Origin of the sequence: Pseudomonas sp. NPDC089996 (genome assembly GCF_044748405.1) — a bacterium.
Taxonomy (GTDB): Bacteria; Pseudomonadota; Gammaproteobacteria; order Pseudomonadales; family Pseudomonadaceae; genus Aquipseudomonas.
Map to the genome: position 1 here is coordinate 144,067 of NZ_JBIVGA010000002.1, position 13,053 is coordinate 157,119.

A 13,053-nucleotide genomic window follows, 5' to 3' on the forward strand; every position below is an offset into this window, starting at 1 on the left:
TTATTATTGACTGGTATCTGCATTCGAACTTAGGCATTTAAGAATGTCTTCGCTCGATGGGATTTACAGTACGCCCGCCGGTTGTGCCTTCACAACGTAATAAACACACATCCGGCGTGCAAAAATTCACTGATGGCGGTGCGGGCCATCAGTGATTTTTTCAGAGGAAGATCTCCCGATTGGCATCCACCTGCTCTGCGATGAACCTAGCCACCTCGCGGATGTGAGCTGCCTTCCTGTGATCCTCATGAACGTGCATGTAGAAGGAACGCTTGATGCTGACCTCGTCCGGGAGGACGGGGATCAGCTTAGGGAATGACGTTGCGATGTAGGCCGGAAGGATGCCAAGCACCTTCCCTCCCAAGACTGTATGTACCTGGGTGAGCAGGTTCGTACTACGAAGGCGCGAGACGAGGTCTACTTCCAAGCCACTGGAAAAGTTGAGCTGGGGGGCGAACAGGAGATCCTCGACATACCCTACGAAGGGATGCTGCTCGAGATCTTTCTGGCTTCGTATGGGAGGAGACTCGTCAAGGTACTGCCGGGTGGCATAGATTTGGAGTCGGTAGTCAGTCAGGCGGCGAGAAGCGACCCGCATGTGCTCTGCAGTCGCCAAGCTGATGCCGATGTCCGCCTCCCGCTTAGAGAGACTAAACACCCGCGCCGCCGCGTAGATTTCCACCTCAAGGTTCGGATACTTCCTTGTCAGCTCTGCCATTCTAGGCGCTAGGAATACACTCCCGAACCCGTCTGGTGCACCAATCCTGACCAGACCTGAAATCTGCCCTGGGTCAGTCTCATCACTTTTATAGGAGAGCAAAATGCTTTCCATACTTTCTACAGCATTAAGCACCCTCTCCCCTTCGGGAGTTAACTCATAGCCAGAATTGCTTTTGTGGAATAGTCTTATTTTCAAGCCATCTTCCAAGGCTGAAATATGACGTGCAACAGTTGTATGTTCTGTACCTAATCTCTCAGCAGCGCCCGACAAGGTACCAGCCCTCGCCACGGCCAAAAAATATCGAAAGTCATCCCAGTTTTCATTTTTTTGTTTTTTTGCCATAACTCAATTCTCAATCACGGTACAGACTTACCCCTCTAAATCCTCCCAAGGTGCCCTGGCAGAAAAACGGGACTCAATGAAGGTTTTGAAAGCATCAACTTTCGCAGAGGTGTAAGCAGATGAGGGCCTAACAAGATAAACGCCTGAGTCGGTACTGAATGTCCACTCGGGTAGAACTCGAACAAGCCTGCCAGTGCTGATCGCCTTGGCCATCAGCCAGGTGCTGCCAGCCACGATACCTAAACCATGGGTGGCGGCGATGAGCAGACCTTCGTTGTCGTTGCTCTTGATCGACCCCTTTGGCCGGATGGTGACAGCCTTGCCTTCCGACACTAGGCGCCAGTCAGGAAAGGTGCTGAATCCGGTATAGGAAAGGCACTGGTGATTCACCAGATCGTGGGGATGCGCGAGCGCTCCACGCTGCTCGATGTATTCGGGCGAAGCGCACAGGATGCGTGTTTGATCGCAAAGCTTTCGTGCGATAAGCCGGCTGTCTGGCAGATCACCGATGCGTATGGCCAGGTCATAACCCTTGGAGACGATATCTACGAATTCATCCGTGTACTCGAGCTCCAAGGACAAATGCGGGTGCCGCTTGGCGAACTCAGCGATCAACGGGCTCAGCCACATCCGCCCCATGGCAGATGGCAGCGACAGCCTGAGCGTTCCCTGAATCTCGGAAGAGTCCTGTAACGCTTCAGACTGAGCTTCACCGATCAGCCTGGCAGCGGCACGAATATTCTCGACGAATCGAGCACCGACGTCGGTGAAACGAACAGCGCGGGTCGTCCTCTCAACCAACCGAACGCCCAGCCTCATTTCCAACGCTGAGATCCGCTTGGACAGAACGGATGGATGCCGTTCGAGAACCTTCGCCGCCGCTGAAAACGTTTGATGGTCAGCAAGCGCAAGGATCGCTGAGAGTTCATCGGCTTTACGGCTATCGAACGGATCCATCTACAACCTCAACAATGCAAATGTGCTGATTAGGGGATCAGTACAATCGAACCCTTGGAATGACCATGCTCGATGTCCTGCTGGGCCTTAGCGGCCTCTTTCAGCGGATACGTTTTAGAGACGTGAGCCTTGATGATGCCTTTGGCAAGTGCGTCCAAAACGTCAGCCGCACGCTCCTGGTAGGCCTCCGCCGTAGCAACATGTGCAACCAAGCCAGGCCGAGTGAGGTACAGCGAACCTTTGGCGTTCAGTGTTCCTACTGCTACCGGATCTGGCACCCCACTCGTGATGCCGTAAGAAACCATAAGACCGCGCACTTTCAAGCAATCCAATGATGTCTCGAAGGTTGGCTTACCGACACCGTCGTATACAACATCCGCTTTCTTACCACCCGTGGCTTCTTGGACATTGGCTGCCAGAGTAGCGCTGTCGAAGACGAACACGTGATCACAGCCGGCAGCGCGCGCCCGCTCGATGCTCGCTTCTTTAGAGACGACACCAATGACGTTCGCACCCAGGTGCTTCGCCCAAGATGCCAGCAGCTGGCCAACGCCGCCTGCAGCACCGTAGAGGAGAATGTTCGTGCCCTTGGTGACCGGGTAAGTGGTTTTGATCAGGTATTGAGCCGTGATGCCTTTGAACAGAACAGCTGCCGCCTCTTCGAAGCTAACGTTATCCGGCAACTTCACCAAGCGCTCTGCAGGGAAGAGCCTGGTGGCTGCGTAGCTACCAATCGGGCCGGTTGCGTATGCAACTCGATCACCCACTTTCACGTTTGTCACGTTGGGGCCCACGGCCTCGACGACACCGGCGCCCTCAAGGCCAATACCCGAGGGAAGCGGGATCTTCACTTCACCACGGCGCTGACTGATATCCAGCGGGTTTACACCTACTGCGTGCTGCCTGAGACGCACCTGTCCTTCAGCAGGCTCACCGACCTGGACGCTCTCCAGGTGAAGTTGATCAGCATCGCCAAAGCTTTCAAATCGCACTACATCAACCATGACTCACCTCCAGTGATTGCACTGCACCAAAGGTCGCACCTTGCACCACGTGCAACAAGCCAGGTTTCTTGCACTACAGACCTGCAAGATTTGCACAAATCCTTGTCGCCTGCCGTTCCATCATCAGCTTAAACGGCTGTGCAGCCGGTAGGGGGCGACCAGCGGCCCATTCCCCATTTTTTGCACATCCATTGAGCAGATTCTGCTCTGTGCCACTCGCTAGGCCACTCATAGACTCGGTTCCACTACCACAGGTAACTGGAGACTTTGGCCCCGTTGTCAGCAACAGGAACCATCGAGCATTACCGAGTTTTCGGGGCACCTGCTTCAGCAAGGTCACGATGGCGGCCACTCGACTGGCCGGCAGTCAAGAACAAAAACAAAACGAGCCCACTGGGCCGAGGAACTGCAAATGAATGAGATAGCCCAAGAGCGCACCGTTGGCTCTGACGAGATAGGACGGCAAGACAAGAAGGTGATTTTTGCCTCTTCCCTTGGAACGATTTTCGAGTGGTACGATTTCTTCCTGTATGGCGCCATGGCCGCCATCATCGGTAAGCACTTCTTCTCTGGTGTGAACGACACCACTGCCTTCATCTTCGCGCTGATGACCTTTGCCGCTGGCTTCTTGGTTAGGCCGTTCGGTGCGTTGGTGTTCGGTCGCCTGGGCGACATGATCGGCAGGAAATACACCTTCATGGCCACTATCGTCCTGATGGGCCTGTCGACCTTCCTGGTAGGCGTTCTACCGACCTACGCGTCGTGGGGTATTGCCGCCCCGATCATCCTCGTCGTTCTGCGCATGCTCCAAGGCCTGGCACTCGGCGGCGAATACGGCGGTGCTGCGACTTACGTGGCTGAGCATGCGCCGAGAAACAAACGCGGCATGTTCACCGGCTGGATTCAATCCACCGCGACCTTTGGCCTGCTCCTGTCTCTGCTCGTCATCCTGATTTGCCGCAAAGCCACAGGCGATCAGTTCGAAGAATGGGGCTGGCGCATTCCGTTCCTCCTTTCACTGATCATGGTTGGTATCTCGACCTGGATCCGTATGAGCATGCATGAGTCGCCATCCTTCAAAAAAATGAAGGAAGAAGGCACGACCAGCACCTCGCCGATTCGTGACGCATTCGGTTCCTGGCAGAACCTGAAGGTCGTACTTACCGCGCTGTTCGGCATCAACGCCGGCCAGGCCGTGACCTTCTACACCTCGCAGTTCTACGTACTGTTTTTCATGACCCAGTTCCTGAAGATGGATCCGGCGCAATCCAACACGCTGCTGATCATCAGTGTCGTGATCGGTGCTCCGTTCTTCGTCCTCTTCGGCTCGCTCTCCGACCGTATTGGCCGTAAGCCGATTCTGATGGTAGGCCTTCTGCTCGCCACCTTGCTGTACTTCCCGCTCTTCAAAGCCCTGAGCTACTACGGGAACCCACAGATCTCCCAGGCCAGCGCCAGCGCCCCTGTGGTTGTGACTGCTGACCCTGCAACTTGTAACTTCCAGTTCGACCCGGTCGGCAAAGCCAAATTTGATAGCGCTTGCGACAAGACTAAAACCTACCTGGCCAAGATGGGTATTCCATACGAGTCCGTGGCAGGCCCTGCTGGCAGCGAGATCAAGATCGCCGTTGGCAGCACTGTGATGAATGGCTTCGATGCTGAGGTCATCAAGAAGGTGACCGTGGACGCTGGCTACCCAGCAACCGCTGACCCTGCCCAAGTGAACAAGCCAATGGTGGTGGCCATCATCGTTGCCTTGATCCTCATCGCCTGTATGACCTACGGCCCACTGGCAGCAACGATGGTCGAGCTCTTCCCTACCCGTATCCGTTACACCTCGATGTCCCTGCCCTACCACATCGGTAACGGCTGGTTTGGTGGTCTGCTGCCGACCATTTCCTTCGCGTTGGTGGTGTACACCGGCGATATCTACTACGGCCTCTGGTACCCCGTGCTTGTAACGGGCATCAGCCTCGTGATCGGCCTCATGGCTCTGAAAGAGACCAAGAACGTCGACCTAGATGCCGTTGAAACCTCCAAGTAAAAGCTTCGATTTCAAGCCTGTAACCCAAGGAGACACTCATGAATGCTTCACTGAACAAGAACGACACCACAGTGGCTCAGGTCAAGTTGCTGATCAACGGTGAGTGGGTCGATTCCAAAACCACCGAGTGGCTCGACGTGGTTAACCCTGCCTCGCAAGAAGTGCTGGCAAAAGTCCCCCTGGCCACCCAGGAGGAAGTGAAGGCCGCGATCGACTCTGCCGAACGTGCCTTCCACAGCTGGAAGAAAACGCCACTGGGCGCCCGCATGCGCATCATGCTCAAGCTTCAGGCGCTGATCCGCGAGAACTCGAAACGCATCGCGGCTGTTCTGAGCGCCGAGCAAGGCAAAACCCTGGCCGACGCCGAAGGCGACATCTTCCGTGGCCTGGAAGTCGTGGAGCACGCCTGCTCGATCAGCACCCTGCAAATGGGCGAGTTCGCCGAGAACGTTGCCGGCGGTGTTGACACCTATACCCTGCGCCAACCGATCGGTGTATGCGCCGGCATCACCCCCTTTAACTTCCCGGCCATGATCCCATTGTGGATGTTCCCGATGGCTATCGTCACCGGCAACACCTTCGTTCTGAAGCCTTCGGAACAAGATCCGCTGTCGACCATGATGCTGGTGGAACTGGGCCTCGAAGCCGGTATCCCTGCAGGCGTGCTGAACGTCGTGCACGGTGGCAAAGAAGTCGTTGATGCCCTGTGCACCAACCCAGACATCAAAGCCATCTCGTTCGTCGGTTCGACCCACGTCGGCACCCACGTCTACAACCTGGGCAGCCAGCACGGCAAGCGCGTTCAGTCGATGATGGGCGCTAAAAACCACGCGGTGGTACTGCCTGATGCAAACCGTGAGCACACTCTGAACGCCCTGGTGGGTGCTGGTTTCGGTGCTGCCGGCCAACGTTGCATGGCCACTTCGGTCATCGTACTGGTAGGCGAGGCGCGCAACTGGCTGCCGGACATCAAGGAACTGGCTCAGAAGCTGAAAGTGAACGCTGGCTCCGAGCCTGGCACCGACATCGGCCCAGTGATCTCGAAGCGCGCCAAGCAGCGCATCCTGGATCTGATCGAGAGCGGTGTTCGTCAAGGCGCCAAGCTGGAAATGGATGGCCGCGACATCAAGGTTCCTGGCTACGAAGACGGCAACTTCATCGGCCCTACCCTGTTCTCGGGTGTGACCACCGAGATGGACGTCTACACCCAGGAAATCTTTGGCCCGGTGCTCGTGGTACTGGAAGCTGAGACCCTGGACGACGCAATCGAGCTGGTGAACGCCAACCCGTTTGGTAACGGTGTAGGCCTGTTCACTCAAAGCGGCGCAGCGGCTCGCAAGTTCCAGAGCGAGATCGATGTCGGCCAGGTTGGCATCAACATCCCAATCCCGGTACCGGTTCCTGCCTTCAGCTTCACCGGCTCGCGCGGCTCCAAGCTGGGTGACCTGGGCCCTTACGGCAAGCAAGTTGTCCAGTTCTACACCCAGACCAAAACCGTCACCAGCCGCTGGTTCGACGACAAGACCGTTAATGACGGTGTGAACACCACCATCACCTTGAAGTAGTTGCTGTCGAGAGGTTGCTCGGGGCTATCCCGGGCAGCCTTTCAGCAGGCTACTCAATTCAGCCTACCCCATCCTTTTCTAATTTATCCTCACCAAATCCTGCTGGACTATGATGTTCTTCGAGCATGGGCTCTCAAAGGACAGCCAGCAGCGCATGAACCTCCAATCTCTTGGCAACAAGCTCCTTCGCTACCGCGACCAGCATTTGCAGACAATCGAAGAGGTCGCTGCGGCCACTGATATCGATCCTATCCGCCTGACTCGCATCGAGCAGGGCGCGCTGGAGCCGACTGGCGACGAAGTATTGATACTGGCCGACTATTACCGGTGCGATTTCACGTTTCTCATTTCCAACGCCACGGTTGCGCCCTTTGAGGAGACAGAGACACTGTACCGCGCGCATGGTCGTAGCCTCACCAAAGAGGATCGCTCAGCCATACAAGAATTTTTGTACCTCTGCGAGACAGAACAGTACCTCACTGAACAGCTGTATGGGGTACCTCAACAGTTTGATTTCAGGCCAGCCGGACGCATCTACAAACGGCATGCTGAGGAGGCTGCCAAAGCCTTTCGACAAAAAATGGGACATAGCGACAGGGAGGTTCCGCGTAACATTTACGCTGAGTTTCGCTCCGTAGGTGTGCACGTATTCCGCCGTAGGCTCTCCAGCTCAAAGATCTCTGGCTTATTCATATTGCACCCGACAGCGGGAAAATGCGTGCTGATCAATCACAGCGAGGACATTTACAGACAGCGCTTTAGTGCTGCTCATGAGATGGCTCATGCGATTTTTGACAGCTCTGAGGGTGTGAATGTCAGCTATGTCAACGAGGATGATCTTCGCGAGACCAGGGCTAACAGATTTGCTTCCTGTTACCTCTTACCGCCAGCAGTGCTTAAACACCTCCCATCACCAGCCCTCTGGGATGAAGCTGACACACATCGATGGGCGAATGAATTTCGGGTGAGTTGCAACGCACTGGGCGTCGCCTTGGTAACGGCAGGATTAGTCGACAAGCCTACCAGCGCCCGCATCCGAGGCTACCGCGTTCCAAGGGAAGCCAAGATTGACCCTGAGCTTCCTGAAACACTCACTGATCAGCAACGCATCCGAAAATCTATGCTGCTGTCACGAGGGTTATCAGATCACTACGTAAGTCTCTGCCTGGAAGCTTACAGCAGGCAGATCATCAGTCTGGGAAGGCTTTCTGAGGCGCTTTTATGCGGGCACGGCGAGCTTTCTAGCATGGCCTCATTGTATGGACGAACCATCCATGGCTATTGATCCCTCAATTTTCTTCCAGGTAAATGTGGCGGATACGTGCTCTGTCTGGAATATCCTTTCCTCGTCCAAACTGTACGCCGCCGCGCAAGAAGCGAACTGCGATTTCTGCATGACGACATTCGTGCACTACGAATGCCTAGTCAAAACCAGGAGTGCTCCTACACCTGCCGACCTGGAGCTTCGGGAGCGCCTCAGGAAAGAACTAGCCAAAGGCAAGTTCATGCGTCACTCCTGTAGCATTGATGACCTTCAAGCGATCGCAGACCTCAAGAGCCGCAAGAGCCTCGGTATGGGAGAACTCTCCTCTATAGCTTTTGCAGCCAAAATCCGGCAAGGCTTCATCACCGATGATCAAAAAGCACGCAAGCTCTCTCAAACCGTTGGCTACTCACCAACTCAGACAACGGCTCATATGCATGCGTGGCTCATTTTCACGAATCGACTCACCGATGCCGACCATACCACTGTGCTCGCGCAGCATCAGGAAATGGGAGGCTCATTGGGCCCACACCTAATCAACGCCTACAGACTCGCTCTCGAGTGCAGGCTTAGAGCCGCAATGCCACCACCCTGAAAATGACATTGAATAGAAAGGGGCGCCATTTGGCGCCCCTTTCTAATTGCGTAACTCAGCTCAACTCAACCACTGGTTTCGGCCCCTGGTAGGTATCGTGGGGCTTCCAGCTGGTCTCCACGTCCTGGGGAAACTCGGAGAAGTAGTACCGCCCTTCTGTCATCTTGGTAGCGATCACGTGCAGGATCGGCCCTACGATCATCGCGATGAATGATGCGTAGTACATCGGGTACGCACCCAGTACGCCGGCAGCACCAATCGCCACTGCGATCAGAAGGCTGAACACGCCACAAGGGTTCCACTTGCACAGATACTCTTTGCGGAACTCGATGAAGTCGTCAGGGGCGAGCTTCATGACCTTCCGGCAGATGTAGTAGTCGGCCAGAATGATGAACACCCAGGTGTTGGTCAGGATGCCGGTGATGGCGAGGAAGGTACCGGTGTATTGGAGGATGTTGCACACGTAGAACACGATGCCCAGCGCCAGTACAAGCAGCATCCACCACTGACGACCAGGCCGGAAGTTGAAGGTCATGTCCATGGTGTTGGACAGAGCAATCGACCCGGAGTACAGGTTCAGTACGTTGATACGTACCTGAGTGATGATGGTGAAGACGACACCGGTCAGAGCCATGACCGCAGGGAAGACGAAGCCAGGATCTTTGGCCAGGGAGAAGGCGTCACCCGGCTCCAGGGTTGGAATCAAGGTATAGGCCAGGAAAGCCCCGCACAGCATCACGAACACGATCGGCAGCAGCATACCCAGCATGATGACCGAGGTGCCCTTGTGCGTGATGCCTGGCTTGGCAAAACGTCCATAGTCGGTGGCCAGCAAACCCTGGAATACGATCTGACCGTTGGCCATGTTCATGACGGCCCAGAAGGCTGCGGAGTTAACCTCCCCCTTCGGCTTCCAGTCATTCGGCATCACCACATCGTAGTTGTGAGTCAGCTGGTAGAGGCAGAAGCCAAATAGCACGATGAAGATAGGCACACCCCAGGTCTGCAGGAACTGCATAGACGACATGCCCTTCCAGACGAACCAGATGGTGACGATTCCGATAGCGGCGAAGATCCCGATCCCTGCTGGCGAGTCAACTTCGATGCCTGCGTAGTGGGCGATGCCGTGCGAGACAATGGTGCCCTCAAACAGGAAGTAGAAAATGAAGTTGACCGCGTAGATGAGGGAGGTGAAGGCCGACCCCATGTACCCGAAACCCAGGCCTCGGGTCATCAGGTTCATCGACAGGCCTTCCTTGCTGGCAAGCTTCATGATGCAGGAACCGATGACCGTAGCGATGACCGTCATGTATAGCAACGGCCAGATCATGTTCGGCCAACCCACCTCATAGCCCATGTCGGCGCCAAGGCTGAACCAGAACATGGCTGTAGAGTTCCCAAGCAACACCAAGATGATGGCCGGAATAGGCCAACGGTAGCGTGCCGGCACTCGACCAACCGCATAGTCTTCAACCGCTTCAGCCTCGGTAATATCCTGAGGCCCTTGGAACCACTCTTTGAGCTTGCTCATAAACCACCCTCACACTTTTGTAGTGCTGCCTGGGCAGGCAGCTGTTTTATTGCGGGCAGGGAAGCGCGACGACAGCTGATCAGCTGCCGCCGCATACGCGTATTTTTATTAGGGGTACAGCTGGTTCTACTTAGCGAAACTTGCCTTCGCCAGTGCTCTCAAACGCCTGTGCCGCACGGAAGATGGTCGACTCATCGTAATGGCGACCGACCAACATCAGCCCCACAGGCAAGCCTTCAACCCCACCGCATGGCAAGCTGATCGCCGGGTGATGAGTCATGTCGAACGGTGCCGTATTCAAGGCCATTGGGTGCGAGGTCTTGAGCTCTTGTTCGACAGTCGTCGCTGCATCAGGAAGTGTCAGCGCAGTCATTGGCGTGGTCGGCATGAGCAGCAGATCAACCTTGTTCAGCAGGTTGTCGTACTGGCCACGGAGGATGCGCGCGGCGTTGATCCCGTTGCCGTAACCCACGCAACCAATGTGCTTACGGGCGTATTCGGAGATCAGGAAGAACAGCTTGATGCTTGGCGGAGCCTGGTGAATTCCTGCGCCCTGCTCGTGTACCCATTTCATCAGGTGAACCGGGTAGTGGTCGTTGCGCATGATCCCGAAGCCATTGGTTTTTATGGCGGTTTCGGTCATGCCAGTCCAACCTACGGTCGTCCAGATATCCAGCCCGTGGCGATGCATTGGGACAGAGACGTCTACCACCGTAGCGCCCAGCTTCTCCAGGATGCCAGCCGCTTCACGCACCCGGGCTCCGACACGGGGATCACTTCCAGGCACTTCAAAAGCTTCCTTCAGGATGCCGATTCGCAGGCCTTTAACACCTTGGCCAAGTGCGGCTTCGTAGTCAGAAGCTTCAACGCCCTGCTGCCGCGCATCGATACCGTCCGGGCCGGCCAGTACACTCATCATGAGAGCGCAGTCGGCAACATTGGCGGTCATCGGGCCGACGTGGTCGAAGGATGCATCGAGCGAAGGGATGCCGGTGTACGGTACCAGGCCGAAGGTCGGTTTCAGTCCCACAATGCCGCTGAAGGAAGCAGGCATGCGGATGGAGCCTGCCTGGTCGGCACCCAGCGCCATATCAACTTCACCGGAAGCAACCAGCGCAGCCGAGCCAGAGGAAGAGCCACCGGCAGAGCGGGTTTGATCCCAAGGGTTGCCAATCCGGCCACCCACACTGGTATGGCTACTGCCGGAAAAACAAAGATACTCGCAATGTGCTTTGCCGGTGATGGTGCCGCCAGCAGCGAGGATCCGCCTCACTACTTCTGCATCGAAGTCAGGTACGTAACCATCGAAGATATTGGAGCCGGCAACCATCGGCAAACCTGCGACAGGAATGCTGTCCTTGACCGCGATGGTGCGACCAGCAAGCTTGCCGGTTTTGCATTCTTGTACGTTCGAGCGGACATACCAAGCGTTGTTACGGTTCTCCGCAACGGAGGGAATCATGAATTCGCGTTGGATCTTGGAGGGGGTGACATGGTCTGCCAGCAACCCGTCCACGATGTTGTAGTTGTGAAGGCTGGTACCAACTACCTCGGCGTATGCAACCGCATCTTCCGGACTGATTTTCAGACCGAGGTTGGCCGAGATAGCCAGGATGTCTTCCGGTGTTGGAGTCGGGATTCCCAGGCCAATGGGTTTGGTTGCGTTGGGCATTTTTTTACCTTCTTCTGTCAGCTCAAAAACACTGGAATCCATGCGTATCGTGCCGATTCCAAGTCCTGATCTAACCTAACGCCCGCACGCCAGCTTGGCCTGCCTGTCACTGCCAACCTGCATAGACCAAAACTGACACCTGCCCGCCCCCGTTTTTGTGTTGGGGAGCGGACACAGTGCCAGACCACCCGATTTAGATGCGTTTGATTACGCCACCATCCGCGCTATCAGGGGTGACAACACCACCATCAGAACGCCACTGAATATCATCGTCAGACTCGCTACCGCCCCCTCCTCGTTACCAAGGCTTCGAGCAATGCTTAAACCAAACCCATGCGCTGCGGTACCAAGTGGGGCTCCTTTTGCAAGGCGACTGCGCAGTGGTATCAAGGTCAAAATCACCTCGCCGAGAACGATCCCAAACAAGCCAGTGATAATCACGAAGACCCCAGTGAGCTGTGCGGTACCACCAAGGTTGGCAGTCGCTTCCAATGCAAAGGGTGTAGAGACTGATCGGGAAAGCAGGCTACGCGTAATCTCCTTATCCAAGCTCAATGCCTGGGCGACTAGCAGCGTTACCACGACCGACACCGCGATACTGACCAAGCTGCCAGCTACCAAGGCCATCCAGTATTTCCGGACGATCCGACGATTCTGATAAATCGGCAAAGCGAAGGCTACTGTTGCTGGGCCGAGCAGCCAAACCAGCCACTGGGTGTCCTTGAAGTAGAGTGGGTAGCTGGATGACGTTGCTTGTACCAGTGCGATCAGCAAGATCGACGTTGGGATCGCGGGGATCAACCAGATGCGTTGATGCTTCTTGTAGACGGCCTGGTTGCCATAAAACACCACAATCGTGACAAACAGGAAAACCAGGGAAAGCATGGAATCTTTCATGATCATTTCTGCCCTGCCACAAGTGCGCGGTTTCTTCGAGCTTCAGTGAGGTTGGTGTATTGGCGCTTCCGGATCAGCTGGCATGCCCACTCCACGACAAACGCAGTGACGACTAAGACAGACAAAAACCCGAGGCCGATGGCAACCAGTAGCTTCAAGCCTTCGGTCTCGAAGAGATCCGTGTACTGAACCACCGACACCACCAGGGGAATGAAGTACAGGAGCATATTGGCAAGAATCAATTCTGCCCCACCCTCTACCCAGGCTGGTTTGATGACACCTGTCAGCAGCAGCACAACGAGAATACCCAGCCCGAAGATGCCACCAGAGATCGGAAGACCTAGCATCTTCGCGCCACGATCAGCCGCAAACCAAATCACACTCAAGAGCAGCACCTGAGCGACTGCTCTAACCCAGCGTATTGCGGGGTTAGGGTCGGTCAAGCGGGATACAGAAGACAT

11 protein-coding genes are annotated in these 13,053 nt (G+C 55.6%); 4 read left to right on the forward strand and 7 right to left on the reverse strand.

Annotated features, from left to right (window positions below):
* Nucleotides 1-160: 160 nt before the first annotated feature.
* Genes ACIPW4_RS03605 through ACIPW4_RS03615 form a run of 3 tightly spaced genes read right to left on the reverse strand, consistent with a single transcriptional unit; the run spans nucleotide 161 to nucleotide 3,024 of the window.
* The gene (locus ACIPW4_RS03605; RefSeq protein WP_400654850.1) at nucleotides 161-1,063 is read right to left on the reverse strand and encodes a LysR family transcriptional regulator; all 903 of its coding nucleotides are present in this window, start codon (nucleotides 1,061-1,063) and stop codon (nucleotides 161-163) included.
* A gap of 27 nt (nucleotides 1,064-1,090) precedes the next feature.
* Nucleotides 1,091-2,020: a LysR substrate-binding domain-containing protein gene (locus tag ACIPW4_RS03610; RefSeq protein WP_400654852.1), complete on the reverse strand. Its 930-nt coding sequence runs from the start codon at nucleotides 2,018-2,020 to the stop codon at nucleotides 1,091-1,093.
* A 29-nt stretch (nucleotides 2,021-2,049) separates the two neighbouring features.
* On the reverse strand, nucleotides 2,050-3,024 hold the full coding sequence (locus ACIPW4_RS03615; RefSeq protein WP_400654854.1) for a quinone oxidoreductase family protein: 975 nt from the start codon (nucleotides 3,022-3,024) through the stop codon (nucleotides 2,050-2,052).
* Between the two features lie 412 nt (nucleotides 3,025-3,436).
* Here ACIPW4_RS03615 and ACIPW4_RS03620 point away from each other — a divergent pair, with 412 nt between their 5' ends.
* From ACIPW4_RS03620 to ACIPW4_RS03635, 4 genes are all read left to right on the forward strand, one after another.
* The gene (locus ACIPW4_RS03620) at nucleotides 3,437-5,068 is read left to right on the forward strand and encodes an MFS transporter (protein ID WP_400654856.1); all 1,632 of its coding nucleotides are present in this window, start codon (nucleotides 3,437-3,439) and stop codon (nucleotides 5,066-5,068) included.
* 38 nt (nucleotides 5,069-5,106) lie between these two features.
* Nucleotides 5,107-6,633, forward strand: a complete 1,527-nt coding sequence (locus tag ACIPW4_RS03625; protein ID WP_274091923.1) for a CoA-acylating methylmalonate-semialdehyde dehydrogenase — start codon at nucleotides 5,107-5,109, stop codon at nucleotides 6,631-6,633.
* 112 nt (nucleotides 6,634-6,745) lie between these two features.
* Nucleotides 6,746-7,918, forward strand: a complete 1,173-nt coding sequence (locus tag ACIPW4_RS03630) for an XRE family transcriptional regulator (RefSeq protein WP_400654858.1) — start codon at nucleotides 6,746-6,748, stop codon at nucleotides 7,916-7,918.
* A complete protein-coding gene (locus ACIPW4_RS03635; protein WP_400654860.1) occupies nucleotides 7,908-8,492 on the forward strand; it encodes a hypothetical protein in 585 nt (194 codons plus the stop codon). The genes ACIPW4_RS03630 and ACIPW4_RS03635 overlap by 11 nt, the downstream gene beginning before the upstream one ends.
* A gap of 55 nt (nucleotides 8,493-8,547) precedes the next feature.
* Here ACIPW4_RS03635 and ACIPW4_RS03640 read toward each other — a convergent pair whose 3' ends face one another.
* From ACIPW4_RS03640 to ACIPW4_RS03655, 4 genes are all read right to left on the reverse strand, one after another.
* Entirely contained in the window at nucleotides 8,548-10,023 is a 1,476-nt protein-coding gene (locus ACIPW4_RS03640) for a purine-cytosine permease family protein (RefSeq protein ID WP_400654861.1), read from the reverse strand.
* 130 nt (nucleotides 10,024-10,153) lie between these two features.
* A complete protein-coding gene (locus tag ACIPW4_RS03645) occupies nucleotides 10,154-11,737 on the reverse strand; it encodes an amidase (protein ID WP_400654864.1) in 1,584 nt (527 codons plus the stop codon).
* Between the two features lie 165 nt (nucleotides 11,738-11,902).
* Nucleotides 11,903-12,592, reverse strand: coding sequence for an LrgB family protein (locus ACIPW4_RS03650; RefSeq protein WP_400654866.1), 690 nt, complete (start codon nucleotides 12,590-12,592; stop codon nucleotides 11,903-11,905).
* 2 nt (nucleotides 12,593-12,594) lie between these two features.
* Nucleotides 12,595-13,053 (reverse strand): CidA/LrgA family protein, encoded by a 459-nt coding sequence (locus tag ACIPW4_RS03655; RefSeq protein ID WP_400654868.1) that lies wholly within the window; start codon nucleotides 13,051-13,053, stop codon nucleotides 12,595-12,597.